Source organism: Pseudomonas sp. SDI, from assembly GCF_003105155.1.
Lineage (GTDB): Bacteria > Pseudomonadota > Gammaproteobacteria > Pseudomonadales > Pseudomonadaceae > Aquipseudomonas.
The window spans coordinates 1-19789 of sequence record NZ_QETK01000030.1; the positions used below are offsets into that span (position 1 = coordinate 1).

Genomic DNA, 19789 nt, shown 5'->3' on the forward strand with positions numbered 1-19789 from the left:
CAAGGATCAGCGCGATCCCTGTGGGAGCGGGCTTGTCCCGCGAGGCCCTTTCAGCTCAATGCGCGCCAGCCGCCTTGTTCAGGTCGCTTTCCGCCCATTGCGTATACACACAGGCATCCGCCACCGCCCAGCGCACCTTCACGTTATCCCCCGGCTGCATTGGCATCCCCGTCGCCGACAGGGCTTTCACGGTCATCGCCGTGCCCCCTGCGGTGACCACGCTGCACGTCTGGCTCTCACCGAGGAACAACACCTCGCCCACCCGCGCGCTCAGCTCGTTCCAGCCCGCTGGCACTGGCTCGCGCAAGGCCTGTTCGGCGGTCAGCGCCAGGGCCTTCTCCGGCCGCACCATCAACAAGACTGGCTGATCCTGAGCCAACCCCGGCGTCAGCCGCATCGCCAGCGGTTGCCCCTCGAAGCGCGCCGCGCCATTGCCCTGCGCCTGCACCCGCAGGAAATTGGAGTTCCCCAGGAACGATGCCACAAAGGCATTCGGCGGGTTCTGGTAGAGGTCATAACCGCTGCCCAGCCCGACAATCTTGCCGTGACTGAAAATCGCGATCCGCTGCGACAGGCGCATCGCTTCTTCCTGGTCGTGGGTGACATAGACGATGGTGATGCCCAGGCGCCGGTGCAGCTGGCGCAGCTCATCCTGCAGGTCTTCGCGCAGCTTCTTGTCCAGCGCCCCGAGCGGCTCGTCCATCAACAGGATACGGGGCTCGTAGACCAGCGCCCGGGCGATGGCCACCCGTTGCTGCTGGCCACCGGACAGCTGCGCCGGGCGCCGATGGGCAAAGCTGTCCAGTTGTACCAGCTTGAGCATCGCGTCGACCTGCTTGTCGCGCTCGGCGGCATTGCGCTTGCGGATCGCCAGCGGGAAGGCGATGTTGTCGCGTACCGACAGGTGCGGGAACAGCGAATAGCGCTGGAAGACCATGCCGATATCGCGCTTGTGCGGCGGCACATTGACCAGTGACTGGCCGTTGACCAGGATCTCGCCGCTGCTCGGCGTCTCGAAGCCGGCGAGCATCGACAGGGTAGTGCTCTTGCCCGAGCCGCTGGAGCCGAGGAAGGTCAGGAACTCGCCGTCCTGGATGTCCAGCGAGATATCGTCCACGGCGGCAAAGTCGCCATAGTGCTTGTTCAGGTTACGCAGGCTGACGAGGGTCTTGGCCTGGCCGGGTTCTTGGATGACTGCACTCATTGTTGTTCTCTCCGGGCGCTCAGGCGCTGACTTGATTGCGCCGGCGCAGGGCGGCGGCGATCACCATGACCAATACCGACAGGCCGATCAGCAGCGTCGAAGCGACGGCGATCACCGGAGTCAGGTCCTGGCGCAAGGTGGTCCACATTTTTACCGGCAGGGTCTGCAGGTTGGGGCTGGCCATCATCACGCTGAGCACCACCTCGTCCCAGGAGACGAGGAAGGCGAACAGCCCGCCGGCAATCATGCCCGGGCGAATCGCCGGGAAGGTCACCTTGACGATGGCTTGCAGGCGCGAGGCGCCGCAGATCACTGCCGCATCCTCGATCGACTGGTCGAACAGCTTCAGCGAGTTGATGATCGAGATGATGGTGAAGGGCAGGGCGACGATCACATGGCTGACTACAAAGGCGAACAGCGTGCCGGTATAGCCCAGCTTGAGGAACAGCGCGTACACCGCCACCGCGATGATCACCAGCGGCACGATCATTGGCAGGGTAAACAGCCCGTAGAGCATTTCCCGGCCGGGGAAGCGCCCGCGCACCAGGGCGAAGGCGGTCGGCAGGCCGAGGGCGACGGCGCACAGCGTGGTCAGTATGGCCACCTTGAGGCTGGCGAAGGCGGCGTCCATCCACTCGGCATTCGAGAAGAACTGGCCGTACCACTTCAGCGTCCAGCCCGGCGGCGGGAACACCAGCCATTGCGACGAGCCGAACGACAGCAGCACGATGAACACGATCGGCAGCAGCAGAAACAGCGCGATCAGCCCGGTGGTGGTGTAGAGCCCGAAGCGCAGGCGTCGGCTCATGGCGTTGGGGGTCAGGAGCATGCGCGCTTACCTCGCGTTGCTGTTGCCGACCGGGGATTCCGGTTGCAGCTTCAGGTAGAAGTAGAACAGCACCAGGGTGATGGCGATCAGCAACGCGGCGGCGGCGCTGGCCAGGCCCCAGTTGAGGAACGACTGCACCTGCTGGACGATGAATTCCGGCAGCATCATGTTCTGCGCACCGCCGAGCAGTGCCGGGGTGACGTAGTAACCCAGCGACATCACGAACACCATCAGGGCGCCGGAGAACAACCCGGAGCGGCACAGCGGCAGGAACACCTTGAAGAAGTTACTCCACGGGCTGGCACCACAGATCGCACCGGCCTGCAGCACCATCGGGTCGATGGCCTGCATGGTTGCCTGCAACGGCAGCACGATGAACGGAATCATGATGTAGCTCATGCCGATCACCACGCCGGTGAGGTTGTGCACCATTTCCAGCGGCTGATCGATGATGCCCATGGCCATCAACGCCTTGTTGATCACCCCCGAGGCTTGCAGCAGCACCAGCCAGGAGTAGGTGCGCGCGAGCAGGCTGGTCCACATCGACAGCAGCACTATATTCAGCAGCCAGCGGCCCCAGCCACGCGGCACCAGGGTGATCGCCCAGGCCAGCGGAAAGCCCAGCAACACGCTGAACAGGGTGACCAGGCCGGCCACCGAGAACGTGTTGAACAGTACCCGCGCATAGGCCGAGTTGGCGAACAGCTGTTCGTAGTTGCCCAGGCCCGGCACGGGCTCCAGCACCCCGCGCAACAGCAGGCCGATCAGCGGGGCGAAGAAGAACAGGCCGAGAAACAGCAGCGCCGGCAGCAGGTTGCGGCTGCCGCGCCAGCGCTGGCGCAGCGACGACGATGGATTCATGGCCGTGCCCTTGGCGCCGGCGCCGCTGGCGGCGCCGGATGGGGTTTGCAAGGCATTGATGGCGACTTTCATTTGACCAGCCACTCATTCCAGCGGGTAGCGATGGCCGGGCCGTTCTTCGCCCAGTAGGCAAAGTCGAGGGTGACCTGATCTTGAGCGTAGGCGGTCGGCAGGTTCGACGCGAGCTCGGGTTTGAGCAGGCCGATGCTGTCGAGGTTGACCGGGGCATAGGCGGTCAGGTTGGCAAACTCGGCCTGGCCTTTGGCGCTGCTGGCGTTGGCCAGGAACTTCATCGCCGCGTCCTTGTTTTTTGCGCCTTTGGGGATGACCAGGAAGTCGGCCATGACCAGGTTCTGTTTCCAGCTCACGCCGACCGGTGCGCCGTCCTGCTGCAGGGCGTAGACGCGGCCGTTCCAGAACTGCCCGAGCGAGGCTTCGCCGGAGGCCAGCAACTGCTGCGATTGCGCGCCGCCGCCCCACCAGACGATGTCTTGCTTGATGGTGTCGAGTTTCTTGAAGGCGCGGTCCAGGTCCAGTGGGTAGAGCTTGTCGGCAGCGACGCCGTCGGCCAGCAGGGCCAGTTCCAGCACGCCGGGGCTCGGCCATTTGTACAGGGCGCGTTTGCCGGGGTAGGTCTTGGTGTCGAACAGTGCGCTCCAGTCCTGCGGTTTGTTGGCGCCGAGCTTGCCTTCGTTGAAGCCGAGCACGAAGGAGAAGAAGAACGAGCCGACGCCGTGGTCGGAAACAAAGCGCGGGTCGATGCGCTGCCGATCGATGGCGGTGAAATCCAGCGGTTCGAGCAGCCCTTCGCTGGCGGCACGCAGGGCGAAGTCGGCTTCGACGTCGACCACATCCCATTGCACGTTGCCGCTTTCGACCATGGCCTTGAGTTTGCCGTAGTCGGTCGGGCCGTCCTGGACCACGCGAATCTTGCTGCTGGCGCTGAAGGGTTCGGCCCAGGCGGCTTTTTGCGCGTCCTGGGTGGTGCCGCCCCAGCTGACGAAGTTCAGGCTGTCGGCGGCCAGGGCAGCCTGGCAGGAGATGGTCAGCAGGCTGGCAGCTAGCACTGCGCTAACGCGTTGGGTGAACAGCATGGATACGCCCTCATTTCTTGTGTTTTTGAGCGGGCTGTTGTTGCCCGCCATTTGATCGGGAGCACGAGCATTTCAAGGTCTACGGGATATCATATTATGGTATTCCAAACTTTTCGCAAGCGGCTTGATGCTACCGGCTATCCGGGTCCCTCTAGTCGCAGGCAAGCCAGCGCCTACAGCGATGAGGCCAACCGGTTCAGCCCAGGGCTTCAGCAGTAAACGGAATACTCTGCACCACCTCCAGGTCATACCCGGTCAGCCCCGCGTATTTCAACGGCGGCCCCAGGTGGCGCAGCTTGCCCACCCCCAGGTCTTGCAGGATCTGCGCGCCGGTACCGACTTCCGAGTAGGTCCGCGACTGCCCGCGCTGATACGGCCGGGGCGGTTGGGTCAGTTGCGGCACACGCTCCAGCAACGCCTGCGACGACTCGTGATTGGCCAGCACCACGACCACTCCGCAAGCCTCCGCCGCGACCTTCTGCAACGCCGCCCACAAGGTCCAGTTCGGCGGCCCGGCATACTCGGCGCCGACCAGGTCGCGCAGCGGGTCGATCACGTGCACGCGCACCAGGGTCGGTTGCTCGCGGCGGATCTCGCCCATCACCATCGCCATGTGCACGCCGCCGCCGATGCGGTCTTCATAAGTGACCAGGCGGAACGTGCCGTGCACCGTCGGCAGTTCGCGCTCGCCGATGCGTTTGACGGTTTGCTCGGTGCTCAGCCGGTAATGGATCAGGTCGGCAATGGTGCCGATCTTGATGCCGTGCCTGGCCGCGAAAATTTCCAGGTCCGGTCGACGTGCCATGCTGCCGTCATCGTTGAGCACTTCGACGATCACCGACGCCGGGCTGAACCCGGCCAGCCGTGCCAGGTCGCAACCCGCCTCGGTATGCCCGGCGCGGGTCAGCACGCCACCCTCGCGGGCGCGCAGGGGGAAGATATGCCCCGGCTGGACCAGGTCTTCGGCGCGGGCCCCGGGCGCCACCGCTGCTGCCACGGTGCAGGCACGGTCGGCCGCGGAAATGCCGGTGGTGACCCCACGCGCCGCTTCGATCGACACGGTAAAGGCGGTGCTGAAGGCGCTACCGTTAGTCGGCACCATCTGCTCCAGGCCGAGCCGCTGGCAGTGCTCCTCGTTCAGCGTCAGGCAGATCAGTCCGCGCGCCTCCCGGGCCATGAAGCTGATGACGCTGGCGTCGCAACGCTCGGCGGCGATCAGCAGGTCACCTTCGTTCTCCCGGTCCTCGTCGTCCACCAGCAGGACCATCTTGCCCTGGCGGTAGTCTTCGAGAATCTCTTCGATGCTGTTGAAAGCCATGCTGCAAGCTCACTATTGTTGGGTAGAAATAATGGTATACCATAATACCAATTTACCCCGTAGAGGAGCGTTGCGATGAAGGCGTACTGGATTGCTCACGTCGATGTCACCGATCCGCAGCAATACCTGCACTACACCCAGCGCGCGCCGGCGGCGTTCGCCGCGTTCGGCGGCAGGTTGCTGGCCCGTGGCGGGCGCAGCGAAGCGCTGGAGGGGCGAGCGACGCCGCAGCGCAGTGTGGTCATCGAGTTCGACTCCTACGCGCAGGCTCTGGCCTGCTACCACTCGCCGCAGTACCAGGAGGCCTGCCGTCACCGTGAGGGCGCGGCACGGGCCGAGGTGATTATCGTCGAGGGTTACCAGCCGTAGTCGCAGCGGCGTTGTGCCGAGTTCGTCATCTACTCCGGGCAAAGCGATCAAGCCGCTGGCGCCGGTATGCGGCAGGCTGAGCAGTCTGCCCAAGGAGATGACCATGACCCGACTGACCCTGTCCGAAGCGCACACGCTGGCCTATTCGATCCTGCTGCACAACGGCTTCGCCGCCGACCATGCGCGGGCGGTGAGCGACACCATCATTGCTGGCGAGCGCGACGGCTGCGCCTCCCACGGCCTGTACCGCGTGCTGGGGTGCGTCAGTTCGCTGAAGGCCGGCAAGGTGGCCGCCGATGCGCGGCCGGACGTGATCGACCAGGCGCCGTCGATCGTGCGTGTGGATGCTGCCGGCGGCTTCTCGCCACTGGCCTTCCAGGCCGGCTTGCCGTTGTTGCAGGCCAAAGCCCGGAGCAATGGCATTGCGGCCCTGGCGATCAATCGCTGTGTGCACTTTTCCGCACTGTGGGTGGAGATCGAGCAGTTGGCTGAGGCCGGTCTGGTAGCCTTGGCGTTTACCCCGAGCCATGCCTGGGTGGCTCCGGCCGGCGGTCATCGGCCGGTGTTCGGTACCAACCCGATTGCCTTCGGTTGGCCGCGTACGGGGGCGCTGCCGTTTGTCTTCGACTTCGCCACCAGTGCGATTGCCCGTGGCGACATCGAATTGCACCGGCGTGCCGGCAAGGCCATCCCCGAAGGCTGGGGGGTAGACGAGCAGGGCCAGCCGAGCACCGATCCGAACGTGGTGCTGGACCGTGGCGCCATGCTGACGTTTGGCGGGCACAAGGGCTCGGCGTTGGCGGCCATGGTGGAACTGATCGCCGGCCCGCTGATTGGCGACCTGACCAGCGCCGAATCGCTGGCGCATGCCGAGGGCAGCAAGTCGTCGCCCTATCACGGCGAGTTGCTGATTGCGCTGGATCCGCAGCGGTTCCTCGGGGCCGCTGCCGCCGAACATCTGGCGCGCGCCGAAACGCTATTTGAGCGGATCGAAGGGCAGGGCGCACGCTTGCCGTCACAACGGCGTTATGCAGCACGCGTGCGCAGCCTGGAAGAGGGGGTAGAGATTCCGCAGGCGTTGTATGAGGACTTGCAGGCGTTGCTGGGCTAGGGCGCTGGGCGGGCCTCATCGCGGGACGAGTCGTCCCGCGATGAGGTTGCGCTGCGACCGCTGTGTTACAACGCCTCGCGACTGTCCTGGCCATCCAGCAACCGCCTGATCCCCAGTGGATTGGCGTTCTGCAACGCTTGCGGTAGCAACTCATCCGGGCAGTTCTGGTAGCACACCGGGCGCAGGAAACGCTCGATGGCCAGGCTGCCCACCGAGGTTCCGCGCGCATCCGACGTGGCCGGGTACGGCCCGCCATGCACCATTGCGTCACACACCTCGACCCCAGTCGGGTAGCCGTTGAACAGTACCCGGCCAACCTTCTGTTCCAGCAGCGGCAGCAGCTCGGCGTGCGCGTCCAGGTCGGCCGCTTCGGCGATCAAGGTTGCCGTGAGCTGGCCGTGCAGCGCGTCCAGGGCCTGCCGCAATGCCTTGGCATCGGCCACCGCCACCAGCACCGTTGCCGGCCCGAACACTTCTTCCTGCAACAGCGGCTCACCGTCGATCAGCAAGCGCACGTCTGCCTCGAACAGCTGCGCCGCCGCCTGCCGGCCCTGCTGCGGCTTGCCGGCCACGTGGCGGATGCCAGGGTGTTCGTGCAGCGCCTGCACCGCGCGGTTGTAACTGGCCAGGGTGCTGCTGTTGAGCATGGTCTGGGGCGCCTGCTGCTCCAACTGCGCCGCCAGTTGTTCACGGAATGCGTCGAACGCCGGCGAGCGCAGGCCGATCACCAGCCCCGGGTTGGTACAGAACTGCCCGCAGCCCAGCACGACCGAGCCGGCCAGTTCGCGGGCAATCTGCTCGCTACGGTTGTGCAAGGCCTGCGGCAGCACCAGCACGGGATTGATACTGCTCATCTCGGCAAACACCGGAATCGGCTGCGGACGTGCCGCGGCCATGTCGCACAGGGCGCGGCCGCCCTTGAGCGAGCCGGTAAAACCGACCGCCTGAATCGCCGGGTGCTTGACCAGCGCTTCGCCGACACCGGCCCCGTAGATCATGTTGAACACGCCCTTGGGCATCTCTGTGCGCTCGGCGGCGCGCAAGATCGCATCGGCGACCTGCTCGGCGGTGGCCATGTGGCCGCTGTGCGCCTTGAACACCACCGGGCAGCCGGCGGCCAGCGCCGCCGCGGTATCGCCGCCTGCGGTGGAGAATGCCAGGGGGAAATTGCTGGCGCCGAAGACCGCTACCGGGCCGACGCCGATGCGGTACTGGCGCAGGTCGGCGCGGGGCAGTGGCTGGCGCTCGGGCAGCGCCCGGTCGATGCGTGCGCCGAGGTAATCGCCGCGCCGCAGCACCTGGGCGAACAGCCGCAGTTGGCCGCTGGTACGCCCGCGCTCGCCGAGGATGCGCGGCTTGGGCAGGGCGGTTTCTTCGCTTACCAGCTGGATGAAACGGTCGTCCAGGGCATCCAGTTCGCTGGCGATGGCGTCGAGAAATTCCGCGCGGCGCGCCGGCGCCAGGCTACGGAACCTCGGGTAGGCCTGGGCGGCGGCGTTGGCGGCGGCGTCCACTTCTTCGGCCGTGGCCTGGCGGAAGCGATATGGCAGCGGCTCACCGGTGCTCGCGGCATGGCTGAACAGCACTTCGTTGCCGGCGGCGCTGCGTGCGCCGCCGATGTAGTTGTGGCCGACAATCTGCGGCATGTAAGACTCCTGCAAATAAGGTTGGGGCCAGGCCGGCGGCGATAATGATGCCGTCACTCAGAGGCCGACATCCGGCAGGCGTGGGCGGTTGGCCAGGGCCTTGGCCATGATCTGCTCGACGTAGAGGCGGTCGGCGTCCGGCAGGGCCAGGCGCGGTGGCCGGGTCAGCGCGCTGCCGCGACCGGCAATCGCTTCGCAGAGCTTGATGCACTGCACCAGGTCGGCGCGGGCATCCAGGTGCAGGATCGGCATCAGCCATTCGTAGATCGGCATGGCCTCGGCGAAGCGCCCGGCCTTGGCCAGGCGGAAGATGGTCTCGCCTTCTTTCGGGAACACGTTGGACATGCCCGAGACCCAGCCCTGGGCGCCCACCGCAATGCTCTCCAGCACCACATCGTCGAGGCCGGCGAACAATACGAAGCGGTCGCCCACTTCGTTGCGCACGTCGATGAAACGGCGGGTGTCGCCGGAGGAATCCTTGAAGCACACCACGTTGTCGCAGTCGGCCAGGGAAATCAGGATGTCCGGGGTCACGTCGTTTTTGTAGATCGGCGGGTTGTTGTAGACCATCAGCGGCACGTCGGCGTGCTTGGCCACGTAGCGGTAGTGCTCGGCGGTTTCGAACGGCTTGGAGCCATACACCAGCGCCGGCATCAGCATCACGCCGTCGACCCCGACCTTGCGCACTGCGTTGGCTACCTTGGCCGCCTGCACGCTGGTGAACTCGGCAACGCCACAGATCACCGGCACCCGGCCGCGGGAGGCGTCGACCGCGACTTCGGTCACGGCGATCTTCTCTTCGGCGGTCAACGAGGTGTTCTCGCCGACCGAGCCGCACACCACCAGGCCCGAGACGCCGTCACGGATCACGTTGGAAATCACCTCGTGGGTTTTCTCCAGGTTGATCGAGAAGTCGTCGTTGAATTGAGTGGTGACCGCAGGGAAGACGCCGCTCCAGTTTACGTACTTGCTCATGGTGTTCTCCGGTTGTTTATTGTATTTCGTATACGATATTTGAAGTATTTAAGGGCGACCAGTGTTTTTTTCGTTTAACCCCGGTCGATTTTTAACGGTGTTTTCAAATCAATGAGTTAGCGATCAGGCGCCGGGCCAGGTGTCGGACAGGCGGTAGCCTTGTGGCCACGGATCGCTCGGGTCGAGCATCAATTGCTGGGTGCCGGTGATCCAGGCGCGCCCGGCAATGCATGGGTAGATGGCCGTGCGCCCGGCGAGGTCGGTTTGCGATTCGATGCGGCAGTGGAACTCCGATCCGATGATCGAGCGGCCGATAAAGCGGTCGCCAACCTTGAGCAAGCCCTTGGCCTGCATCACCGCCATGCGCGCCGAACAGCCGGTGCCGCACGGCGAGCGGTCGATCTTGCCGGGGCGGATGACCACCGCGTTGGCACCGGTGGCAATGCCGTTTTCATAGGCGATGGGAGCGGCGATCTGGCAGAACGAGAGGTGCGACCAGTCCGGGTTCAGCGGGTGCTGAAAGCCCAGTTGCTCGTTGGCGGCGCGGGTGATCTTCAGGCCGATGTCGACGATGTCCCTGGCTTCGTCGGGGCGGATCGCAAAACCCAGCTGGCGGGCATCGACGATGGCGAAGCTGTCGCCGCCATAGGCCGTGTCGACTTGCAGCGAGCCGTGGCCCTCGACTTCGATCCAGGCGTCGAGGCGGTCGGCGAACGATGGTACGTTTTTCACTTCCACCCGCTGCACCTTGCCGTCACGGCACTCGGCGACGGCCTCGATCAGGCCGCCAGGGGCTTCGAGCACCAGCCGGGTCTGCGGCTCGGTCATCGGCAAGATGCCGCTGTCGAGCAATACGGTGGACACGCACAGCGAGTTGGAACCGGACATCGGTGGGGTGTCGGCGGGCTCCATGATGATCCAGGCCATCTGCGCACGCGGGTCTTTCGGCGGCACCAGCAGGTTGACGTGGCGAAACACGCCACCGCGCGGTTCGTTGAGGACGAAGTTGCGCAGGCTGTCGTCGTCGGCGATCCAGCGCCGCTGTTCCCACACCGTGGCGCCGGGTGGCGGGGCGACGCCGCCGACGATCACGTCGCCGACTTCACCTTCGGCATGGCAGTTGACGATGTGGATGATTTTCGATGAGCGCATGCAGGGACTCCTTGGCTTGTTGGGGAGGGCTTCATCGCGGGGCGAGTCAGGTCGCGATGCTTCTATTTCACCGACTTCAGGAACGCCGCCGTTTCTGGCTGCAACGGGTTGCCGATCACCTGCTCCGGCGAGCCGATTTCATGTACCAGGCCATTGCGAAAGAACGCCACCCGGTCCGACACATCCCGCGCAAAGCGGATTTCATGGGTTACCAGAACCATGGTCATGCCGTCTTCGGCGAGCATGCGCATCGTGTCCAGCACCTCGCCCACCAGTTGCGGGTCGAGCGCCGAAGTGGCTTCGTCGAACAGCATGTAGTCCGGCGACATCGCCAGCGCCCGTGCAATCGCCATGCGCTGCTGCTGGCCACCGGACAACTTGCCGGGGAAGGTCTTCAGTTTGTCGCCCAGGCCGACATGGCTCAGCTGTTGCACCGCCAGGGCCTCGGCTTCTTCCTTGCTCTTGCCGAGCACCTTGCGTGGCGCCAGCATGACGTTCTCCAGCACCGTCAGGTGCGGAAAGGCGTTCCATTGCTGGAAGACAATGCCGATTTTCTGGCGCAACCGGTTAAGGTCGGTGGCGCGGTCGTGAACCTCGATGCCGTCGACGCGAATGCTGCCCTTCTGGATCGGCTCCAGGCCGTTGATGCACATCAGCAGGGTCGACTTGCCCGAACCGGAACCACCGATGATCGATACCACTTCACCCTTGTCCACGGTCAGGCTGACGCCCTTGACCACTTCGAGGTTGCCGAAGGACTTATGTACGTTGTCGATCTCAATCATTTTCCTGCCACCTTGTTTCCAGTCGGGCGCCGAGGCGGGCGACCACCAGGCTCATGACGTAGTAGATGAGGCCCGCGATGCACAGCACCAGCAGGGGTTCCTGAATTCGCGTAACGATGGTCTGCGAGGCCCGCAACAACTCGACGATGCCGATCCACATCACCAGCGCGGTGTCCTTCATCACCCCGAGCACCAGGTTCAGCCAGCCGGGAAACGCCACCCGGGTCGCCATCGGCAGGACGATCCAGCGCAGGTCCTGCAGGTAGCTCATGCCCAGCGAGCGGCTGGCCCGGCGTACGCTTGGCGACACCGCCAGCACACCGCCGCGGACGATCTCGGTGAAGTACGCCGCGGTGTACACGCCGAGCACGATGCAGCCGACGCTGAAGGCGCTGATATCCAGCCCGGCAATGCTCTTGAACGAGTTGAACAGCACGAACTGGATCAGCAACGGCACGCTGCGAAACACGTCCAGCAGCCACGCCAGTGGCAAGCTCAGGCGTGGCCACAGGGCGCGGGCCAGGCCGAACAGCAGGCCGGCGCCGGTGCCGAGCAGGATCGCCCAGAAGGTCAGTTGCAAGGTGACCCAGGCGCCGTCGAGGAGAAACACAAAGTCGTTCCAGGTAAAACTGGTGGAAAACATGCCTAGCTCCTCAATAGCGGAACAGTCGCCACGACAGCAACCGCGCCATGCCGACGATCGCCTTGGCGATCACGTAGTACAGCGCCGCCGCCAGGGCGAAGTATTCGAAGGTACGGAAGGTCTTGACGTTGTAGTCCTGGGTCACCCCGGTGAGGTCGTTGTTCAGCCCCACCACCACCCCCAGCGAGGTCATCAGCACCGACCAGACCATTTGATTGGTCAGCGGGTAGTACACCACCCGTAACAGCTGCGGGATGATGATCATCCGGTAGGCCTGGAACGCGCTCATGCCCAGCGAACGCGCCGCGCGCATCTGCGTGGTCGGCACCGCCTTGAGCCCGCCGCGGAAGTTCTCCGCCAGGTAGCCGGCGTTGTTGAAGGTGATCCCGGCCAGCAGGGCCAGCCAGGAACTGACGTGCAGCCCCAGCGAGCCGAGGCCGAAGTAGAGGATGTAGATCTGGAACAGCGACGGCGTGTTGCGCGCAATCGATACCCAGCCGTTGGCAAAGCCGCGCAGCAGCGGCTGCTTGCCTTCGCGCATGACGGTCAGGGCCAGGGCGATCAGCACGCCGAAGATCATGGCCAGCGCGGCGGTCTGGAAGGTCACCCAGGCGCCGCCAAGCATGTCCGGTAGTGCGCGTAGCGCCGAGCGCCATTGGAAGGTGTAGTCAAACATGCGCGGGGCTCTCCTTGGAGGCGGCAGGTTGCAGCCAGGCCGGCAGACGCCCGCTGGCCTGGCCGCTGCAGGCCGACTCGACGCACTCGGCGAGGCTGGCGAAATGCACCGGGCGACCGGCCAGGCCGGGGCCGTAGTGGGCGTACTTGCCCGAGTTGGTCATCAGCGTGCGGGCGGCCGGCGGGATCACCGGCTCGCCGAGCATGCACCAGCAGGTGTCGGTCACCAGGGTTGCGCCGAAGCGTTCGAGCCCGGCGAGATGCCCGGCGGCGCGCGCCTGTTCCAGCACCGCGCGACCACAGGTGATCGCCAGCACCACCTGCGGGTGTTTGTGCCGGCCCTGGCACAGCCGGTCGAGTGCAGCGAACTCGCTCAAGGAAAAGTGCGGGTTGCCCAGCGACACCACATCCACCTGCGCGTCACGGGCGCTGTTGAGCTCGCGCCAGCTGTGCAGCAGGTCGCCCAGTTGCAGGCGCTCGCGCGGCAGGTTTTGCGTGGGCGCCAGCACCTGCTGCGGATCACGCGCTTCCGGGGTGACCCCGGCAATATGAAACAGCGGCGCGGCGGAGGTGGTGGCAAAGGCCGCACCGAACGCCTTGAGATCGTCCAGGCTTGGCTGCGCCTGTTCCAGACCGAGCACCAGCGGGATCCGCGAGCCGGCGAGGGCGCCGATGTGGTAGCCGAGCAAGGGGTAGAAGCTGTCGTCGAGCCCGGTCAGTGGCGGCACCTCGACGATCAGCTGGGCCTTGCGCTGGCTGTCCAGGTGGCAGCCGATGCGCGGCGCACGACCGGTGAGGGCGATGCAGATGTCGAGGTAGTCCGGGTACTTGAGGGTACGCGCGCCGAGCACGCTGTTGGCGTAGACCACGGCGTTGGATTCGGCCCAGACGATCTGTTCACCGAGCCCCGGCGCGCTGTCGAGCAGGTAGGGCGCGCAGGTGAAGCTGAGCTGTGCCCCCATTGCCATATAGGCATCGCCGAGGGCACTGGCCGGTACGCCAAGGGCCGCGTCGATGCCCAGCTCGCGCCAGCGGCGCTGGTCGACCGAGATCGAGTTGAGCGTGGTCGGTACCCGCACCTGCGCGCCCCACTGCACCAGCTGTTCGGCAAAGCGCAGGCTGGCCGGGCCGGTGTAGATACAGCCGTCGATATGCGCCTGGGTGACGTCGAGCAACTGCTCGGCGCCTTGCAGCTCGGCCATGCGCAGGACGAGCTGCATCGCCACCTGTGCCGCCCGGCCGTGACGGCCGTCGAGCAGCGCCCGGTCCTCGTCGCTGAGGCTTAGGGCCGTGCCCGCCGGGCGCTCGCCCTCCACCCGCACCAGCGCGCCGCCGCGCAGACCGGCAAAGGCCTCCCGGCCGATGCAGAGCACCGGCAGGGAACGCCCGAACAGGACCTGCGCGACCAGCACGCCGAGGGTGAGGATCTCGTCCGGCTCGGCCAGCACCAGCGCCGCCGGGGCGTGACCATTGCTGATCAGCTCCATCATCACGCTGCTGCCGGTGCACGAGCCGCGCCCGCTGGGGATCGCCAGCACGCGGCCGGCGATGCACTGGCCGCTGAGCGGATGATGGCGGTCGATCACCTCGCCGCTGAACGGGTCGACCCCGCCCCAGAAGCTCAACCCGGTATCGGCATACAGCAGCGCGCCTTCGGCCGTGCCCTCGACCAGGCTACGCCCGCTCAGGGCCGTAGAAGTGCTGGTCATGCGGCCCACCTCAGTAGTAGACCTTTGGCACGGTCAGGTCGGTGGGGGCGATTTCGGTGCCGACCCACTTGGTGAACAGTTCCTGGTAACGCCCGGTGCGCACCTGCTGGTTGACGAACAGGTCGAGGTAACGCAGCAGGCCGTACTCGCTACGCTTGGCCCCCAGCGATACGTAGTCGATCACGTACGGCGCGTTGCCGGCGACTTTCAGGTTCTTGTACTTGCCGGACTTGAGCGTGGCGGCGGCAACGGTGTTGGTGACCACGGTGGCGTCGATATGGCCCTGGGCGACGGCCAGCAGCGTGTCGTTCTGCGACTGGTAGGCGCGGAAGGTGCCGCTGCCCCAGCGCTTCACGTCTTTCTCCAGGGCAATCGCTTCATAGGTACCGCTGGTGTTACCCAGCGCCTTGCCCTTGAGGTCGTCGAAGCTGTTGATGCCGGTGTTGTCGCGGGTCAGCACGACCATCTGGAAGGCGAAGTAGGGCACGCTCAGGCCGACCGTCTTGGCCCGTTCGAGGGTGTCGGAGGTGGACGCGACGATCACGTCGGCGCGCCCCGAGACCAGCGCCGGGATACGGTCGGGGAACGGCGTTTCGACCACTTCGGCATCGACGCCGAGCACTTTCGCCAGGTCGTTGCAGTAGTCCACGTCGAACCCGGCCGGCTGGTTCGCTTCGTCACGGAAACCCATCGGCGGGAAATCCAGGGTCACGGCGCAGCGTAGCTTGCCGGAACCGATGATGTCGTCGAGCTTGTCGGCCTGGGCGTTGGCGATGCAGGCGGTACTGAGAACAGCGCTGAGGGCTACGGCAAATGTGCGGTTTTTCATAGGTGCCTCGTGGTCGGAAAAGTGCTGTTAGATATCGTATTGGTAATTTCGTATACGATATTTTTAAGAGCAATGACCGTGCCTATTCTGGCTTTGCTCTAGGAAATATCTGGCAGCCCGCGGGGCAGGGCGGTTGCCGGAATGTGTCGGGCAGGGCGGCGCTTTCAGCCGGTCCGCCTCGCGCCGGGGGAGGTGTTACATAAGGGAGCACCGCGCGCCCGCAGCGCCCCGGAAAGGAACACTCAGCGCTGGCTGTCGCGGTACTGGCTGGGTGACATACCGCTGAGCGCGCGGAACTGCCGGCTGAACGCGCTGTGGTCGGTGTAACCGCAGCGCAGGGCGATCTCGGTGATCGGCAGGTCGGGGTCTTGCAGCAGCCGCGAGGCTTCCTCCAGCCGTGCCTTGTGGATCATCTGCCGCGGTGTGAGCTGGAAGATGCGCTTGCAGTGGCGCTCCAGCTGCGCCACCGACAGGCCGGCGATGGCGGTGAGTTCGGCGAGGCTGATCGGCCGGGTGAAGTGCGCGCGGATATGCGCGTCCACCGCCGCCAGCTTGGGGAAGGCTGGGTGATTCGACTGCGGCAGTTGCAGGTCGCGGGAGATCCCGGCCAGGCCGACGATGTTGCCGTCGGCGTCTTTCAGCGGGCGCTTGTGGGTCAGGCACCAGATCGGCTGGTTGGCATAATAAAGGTGCAGTTCGAGCTGGTCGGCCAGTTCCCGGCCGCTGCTCAGCACGGTGCGATCCTGAGCGGTGTAGAGCGGCCCGTAACGCGCCGGAAACACATGCTCGGCGGTCAGCCCGAGCAGTTCGGCGGGCTGCTTGCGCCCGCAGCGGCGGGCCAGGGTCTGGTTGACGAAGGCGTAGCGCGCCTCGCGGTCCTTGATGAAGAACACCACGTCGTTGAGCGTATCGAGCAGTGGCGCGATCGGTTGCAGGCTGCGCAGCAGGGTCGGCAGATCGCAGGGGGCGAGGTGGTTGAGCGTGGCGTGCATGGCGACGGTCCGGGGGCGACCGTCGGATCATAGAGCGCCGCCGGCGTCTGGCTCAAGCGTCGGGCGTTTCGTCCAGGCACAGCAGGGTGTCGATCCGCGCCGGGTGGAACGGCGGACGTGGCGCCGGCTGCTCCCAATCGAACAGGTGGCGGGTGGCCGCGCCGCACACCCGGCCCTGGCAGGCGCCCATGCCGCAGCGGCTGGCCAGTTTGGCCGAGCGCCAGTCGCGGTGCTCGACGAGGGCTGCGTAGGGGATGTCTTCGCAGCGGCACACCAGGGTGTCGGCGGCGGCCAGGGATTTCAGCGCCGGGTCGAGCTGGAAGGCCTTGTTCAGGCTGGCGGCAAACGCCTGCCAGCGCGCACGCCGGGGGAACAGGCGCTGCGCTGCTTCCAGCGCGCCGACGGCGGCGTGGCCGGCAATCGCACCTTCGACCAAGGCCTTTTCGCTGCCGCCGAAGCCGGTGCATTCGCCGGCGGCAAACACGCCCGGTAGCGAGCTGGCCTGCCAGGCATCGACGGCCAGCGCCGGACCATCGAGGGCACAGCCCAGGGCCTGGCCGAGCTGGCTGTTGGGGATCAGGCCGAAGCCACAGGCCAGGCGCTCGCAGGCCAGCTCGACCACTTTGCCGTGCTGCAGCAGGCGCACGCCCTCCAGGCGCTCGCTGCCCAGCGCCGCCAGCACATGGCTGGCGGTGCGGTACTGGCGGTCGAACAGGCCGAAGGCCTGCAGCAGTTTGTGCGGCCAGCGTGGCAGTTGCGCAGCAAAGCCGGCAACGGCCGTGAGGGATGCCTGTTCGGCGATGCGCAGCACCTGCGCGCCGTTGGCGCGCGCGGTGGCGGCACTGGCCAGCAGCAACGGGCCGCTGCCGGCAATCACCAGGCGCTGCCCGCGCACCGGCAGCCCGGCCTTGATCAGGGCCTGCAAGCCACCGGCGCCGGTGACCCCAGGCAGGGTCCAGCCGGGGAAGGGCAGCAGCAGTTCGCGGGCGCCGGTGCAGAGGATCAGCGCGTCGTAGCGGATCTGCCAGCCGCGCTCGGCGTCTTCGACCAGCAGGGTGTAGGGCGCCGGGTTGGCGATGACGCGGGTGCCACGGTGGTAATGCACATTGGCGCAGGCCATCACCTGCTCGCGTAACTGCTGCGCGGCGGCTGGCAGTTTGGCCTGTGGGCCGTCGCGCCAGATCTGCCCGCCGGGCAGCGGGTTGTCGTCGAGCAGGACGATCCGGGCACCGCTCGGCGCCGCAGCGAGGGCGGCGGCCAGCCCGGCCGGGCCGGCGCCGACGATCAGCAGGGTGGTCTGTGCGCTCATGGCCGGGTCTCCACCTGCATGCCGTCGCGGCACAGGGTCTGGCAGGCCAGTCGGCGGCGGCCGTCGATGGTCACCCGGCACTCCTGGCAGATGCCCATGCCGCACAGCGGCGCGCGCCGCTGTCCGCCGACGGCAGTACGCGAGCAGCCGTCGCCGCCCAAGGCCAGGGCGGCGGCCACGCTGGTGCCAGCGACCACCCGCAGCGGGCGGCCATCGAGGGTCAGGTCAGGCATGGGCGAGTTCTCCAAGGAAGCGTTCCGGCCGGTACGGTTGGGCCGCCAGTGGCGGGGTTTCGGCAAACAGTTGCGCGGTCAGCAGGTCGGCGGTGGCGGGCGCGGTGGTGACGCCCAGCCCTTCATGGCCGACCGCCAGCCACAAGCCGGGTTGCTGCGGGTGCTCACCCACCAGCGGCAGGCCGTCGGGGCTGGCGGCGCGAAAACCGGTCCAGGCGCGCAGACCGTTGAGCTCGGCCAGGCCCGGCATGTATGCGCAGGCCCGCTTGAGCATGCGCGCGAGCATCCAGCCCTCCACGGCCGGGTCGGTGGTGCCGAACTGCCGCGAAGCGCCGATGAACAGCTGGCCGGTCGGCCGCGGCTGGATATTGCAGGCGGTGGAAGGCCCACTGGCGTTGTGCGCGCTGGTCACGTAACCGAGTTCAACCAGGGTATGGGTGACGGTGCCGGGGTAGCGGTCGGTGATCAGCAGGTGGCCCTTTTTCGCTTCGATCGGCAGCTCCGGGCACAGCGCGCTGGCGTGAATGCCGTTTGCCAATACCACGGCCTCGGCGCTCAGCCACTGACCGTCGTCCAGCCGCACGCGGTTGCCCTGCACCGCAGCGACCCGCGCCCGGCGCTGCTCGATGCGCGGCGACTGGAGCATCCAGCGTGCGGTCGCCGGCGCATAGAGAATGCCGTCACCCTTGATCAGCAAGCCGCCTTCGAGGCCGTCGCGCAGGGCCGGCTCGCGCTCGCGCAGGGCGCCCCCGGCAACCAGCTCGCAGGCCACGCCATGAGCGCGCAGCACGCTGAGCTTGTGCTCGGCCACGGCCATTTCCTCGGCATTCGCCGCCAGCCATAACGTGCCGTTGCTGCGGTAGGCGCAGGCGTCGGGCAACTGTGGTGCGAGCTCGCGCCAGCGCTGCAGCGAATGTTGGCTGAGCGCCAGTTCCGCGGCATTGTCGTCGAGTACCAGCAGGTGACCCATGCCAGCGGCGGTGGCTCCGTGCAGGCCGGCATCGAGCACCAGCACGCGCAGGCCGCGGGCGGCCAGCGAGTGGGCGCAGGCGGCACCGATGATGCCGGCGCCGATCACGATCACATCGGCCACGGCGCCGGCGCTCACGGGCGAATGCCCCAGGCGAACGGATCGTCTTCCTCAATGATCAGCGTGGCCTCGGCGCTGATGTGCGCGCGGCCGCGAATGGTCGGCACGATGCGTTCGCCGGCGGTTTCGAACGCGCCCTCGAACTGGCTGCCGATCACGCTGGCCTGACGCCAGATCTGCCCCGGCTGCAATTTGCCATCGGCGGCCAGGCAGGCCAGTTTGGCGCTGGTGCCGGTGCCGCACGGCGAGCGGTCGTAGGCTTTGCCGGGGCAGAGCACGAAGTTGCGGCTGTCGGCCTGCGGGTCGGCGGCGAACAGTTCGATATGGTCGATCAGGCCGCCGTCTTCACCGCGCAGGCCCTGGTCTTCCAGCGCCTGCTGCACGGCGTAGGTGTAGGCGGTGAGTGCCTCGATGTTGTCGCCGGCCACTCGCAGGCCATGATCGGCGATCAGGAAGAACCAGTTGCCACCCCAGGCGACATCGCCGACCACCCGGCCGACGCCCGGCACCTCCAGCGCCAGGTCCTTGCGATAACGGTAGGCCGGGACGTTGCGCACGCTGACCGAGTGGTCCTCGTGCAGGGTTGCCTGCACCGTGCCGACCGGGGTCTCGATGCGGTGCAGGCCCGGCCCGATCCGCCCCAGGTGCGCCAGCGACGCCACCAGGCCGATGGTGCCGTGGCCGCACATGCCCAGGTACCCGGTGTTGTTGAAGAAGATCACCCCGGCACAGGCGCTGGGGTCGACCGGTTCGCACAGCAGCGCGCCGACCAGCACATCGCTGCCACGCGGTTCGAGCATGCAGGTGCTGCGCCAGTGGTCGTGCTGCTCGGCCAGACGCTGGCGCCGTTCGGCCATGCTGCCGTGGCCCAGCTCAGGGAAGCCGGCGGTGACCAGGCGGGTGGGTTCGCCGCCGGTGTGCGAGTCGATTACGCTGATGCGTTTCATGGGAAGGCCGCGTCCGTT

Annotated in this window: 20 protein-coding genes; 2 read left to right on the forward strand and 18 right to left on the reverse strand. The window is 66.5% G+C overall.

The genetic code is table 11. The annotated features are described in order from the left end of the window. Nucleotides 1–55: 55 nt before the first annotated feature. From DCO48_RS18405 to ribBA, 5 genes are all read right to left on the reverse strand, one after another. Complete coding sequence (locus DCO48_RS18405) at nt 56–1204, reverse strand: ABC transporter ATP-binding protein (RefSeq protein ID WP_116552035.1); 1149 nt, start codon at nt 1202–1204, stop codon at nt 56–58. A 19-nt stretch (nt 1205–1223) separates the two neighbouring features. After that, nucleotides 1224–2033: an ABC transporter permease gene (locus tag DCO48_RS18410; protein ID WP_116552036.1), complete on the reverse strand. Its 810-nt coding sequence runs from the start codon at nt 2031–2033 to the stop codon at nt 1224–1226. Between the two features lie 6 nt (nt 2034–2039). Further along, nucleotides 2040–2966: an ABC transporter permease gene (locus DCO48_RS18415; RefSeq protein ID WP_116552037.1), complete on the reverse strand. Its 927-nt coding sequence runs from the start codon at nt 2964–2966 to the stop codon at nt 2040–2042. Beyond that, nucleotides 2963–3988, reverse strand: coding sequence for a polyamine ABC transporter substrate-binding protein (locus DCO48_RS18420; RefSeq protein ID WP_116552038.1), 1026 nt, complete (start codon nt 3986–3988; stop codon nt 2963–2965). Before DCO48_RS18420 ends, DCO48_RS18415 begins: the two co-directional genes overlap by 4 nt. A 196-nt stretch (nt 3989–4184) precedes the next feature. Then, nucleotides 4185–5306: a bifunctional 3,4-dihydroxy-2-butanone-4-phosphate synthase/GTP cyclohydrolase II gene (ribBA, locus tag DCO48_RS18425; RefSeq protein ID WP_116552039.1), complete on the reverse strand. Its 1122-nt coding sequence runs from the start codon at nt 5304–5306 to the stop codon at nt 4185–4187. Between the two features lie 75 nt (nt 5307–5381). Between ribBA and DCO48_RS18430 the strand changes: the two genes are divergently transcribed. Continuing rightward, nucleotides 5382–5675, forward strand: coding sequence for a DUF1330 domain-containing protein (locus DCO48_RS18430; protein WP_116552040.1), 294 nt, complete (start codon nt 5382–5384; stop codon nt 5673–5675). Between the two features lie 103 nt (nt 5676–5778). Then, entirely contained in the window at nt 5779–6786 is a 1008-nt protein-coding gene (locus DCO48_RS18435) for an Ldh family oxidoreductase (RefSeq protein WP_116552041.1), read from the forward strand. Between the two features lie 65 nt (nt 6787–6851). On the opposite strand, the gene DCO48_RS18440 is transcribed toward DCO48_RS18435, so the two are convergent. From DCO48_RS18440 to DCO48_RS18500, 13 genes are all read right to left on the reverse strand, one after another. Then, nucleotides 6852–8432, reverse strand: a complete 1581-nt coding sequence (locus DCO48_RS18440; RefSeq protein WP_116552042.1) for an aldehyde dehydrogenase (NADP(+)) — start codon at nt 8430–8432, stop codon at nt 6852–6854. 57 nt (nt 8433–8489) lie between these two features. Beyond that, nucleotides 8490–9407 (reverse strand): dihydrodipicolinate synthase family protein, encoded by a 918-nt coding sequence (locus tag DCO48_RS18445; protein ID WP_116552043.1) that lies wholly within the window; start codon nt 9405–9407, stop codon nt 8490–8492. A 123-nt stretch (nt 9408–9530) separates the two neighbouring features. After that, nucleotides 9531–10559: a proline racemase family protein gene (locus DCO48_RS18450; RefSeq protein WP_116552044.1), complete on the reverse strand. Its 1029-nt coding sequence runs from the start codon at nt 10557–10559 to the stop codon at nt 9531–9533. A gap of 62 nt (nt 10560–10621) precedes the next feature. Next, entirely contained in the window at nt 10622–11344 is a 723-nt protein-coding gene (locus DCO48_RS18455) for an amino acid ABC transporter ATP-binding protein (protein ID WP_116552045.1), read from the reverse strand. After that, the gene (locus DCO48_RS18460) at nt 11337–11987 is read right to left on the reverse strand and encodes an amino acid ABC transporter permease (protein WP_116552046.1); all 651 of its coding nucleotides are present in this window, start codon (nt 11985–11987) and stop codon (nt 11337–11339) included. The genes DCO48_RS18455 and DCO48_RS18460 overlap by 8 nt, the downstream gene beginning before the upstream one ends. Nucleotides 11988–11997: 10 nt before the next feature. Further along, nucleotides 11998–12663 (reverse strand): amino acid ABC transporter permease, encoded by a 666-nt coding sequence (locus tag DCO48_RS18465; RefSeq protein ID WP_116552047.1) that lies wholly within the window; start codon nt 12661–12663, stop codon nt 11998–12000. Further along, on the reverse strand, nt 12656–14371 hold the full coding sequence (locus DCO48_RS18470; RefSeq protein ID WP_116552048.1) for an aconitase X: 1716 nt from the start codon (nt 14369–14371) through the stop codon (nt 12656–12658). The genes DCO48_RS18465 and DCO48_RS18470 overlap by 8 nt, the downstream gene beginning before the upstream one ends. A 10-nt stretch (nt 14372–14381) precedes the next feature. Beyond that, complete coding sequence (locus DCO48_RS18475; protein ID WP_116552049.1) at nt 14382–15200, reverse strand: transporter substrate-binding domain-containing protein; 819 nt, start codon at nt 15198–15200, stop codon at nt 14382–14384. Nucleotides 15201–15442: 242 nt separating this feature from the next. Next, nucleotides 15443–16192, reverse strand: a complete 750-nt coding sequence (locus tag DCO48_RS18480; protein WP_116552050.1) for an AraC family transcriptional regulator — start codon at nt 16190–16192, stop codon at nt 15443–15445. A 52-nt stretch (nt 16193–16244) separates the two neighbouring features. Then, nucleotides 16245–17501, reverse strand: coding sequence for an FAD/NAD(P)-binding oxidoreductase (locus DCO48_RS18485; protein WP_116552051.1), 1257 nt, complete (start codon nt 17499–17501; stop codon nt 16245–16247). Beyond that, the gene (locus DCO48_RS18490; RefSeq protein ID WP_116552052.1) at nt 17498–17734 is read right to left on the reverse strand and encodes a (2Fe-2S)-binding protein; all 237 of its coding nucleotides are present in this window, start codon (nt 17732–17734) and stop codon (nt 17498–17500) included. The genes DCO48_RS18485 and DCO48_RS18490 overlap by 4 nt, the downstream gene beginning before the upstream one ends. Continuing rightward, nucleotides 17727–18842: an FAD-binding oxidoreductase gene (locus tag DCO48_RS18495; protein ID WP_116552053.1), complete on the reverse strand. Its 1116-nt coding sequence runs from the start codon at nt 18840–18842 to the stop codon at nt 17727–17729. The genes DCO48_RS18490 and DCO48_RS18495 overlap by 8 nt, the downstream gene beginning before the upstream one ends. Continuing rightward, nucleotides 18839–19771: a 4-hydroxyproline epimerase gene (locus tag DCO48_RS18500; RefSeq protein WP_116552054.1), complete on the reverse strand. Its 933-nt coding sequence runs from the start codon at nt 19769–19771 to the stop codon at nt 18839–18841. Before DCO48_RS18500 ends, DCO48_RS18495 begins: the two co-directional genes overlap by 4 nt. Between the last annotated feature and the right edge of the window lie 18 nt (nt 19772–19789).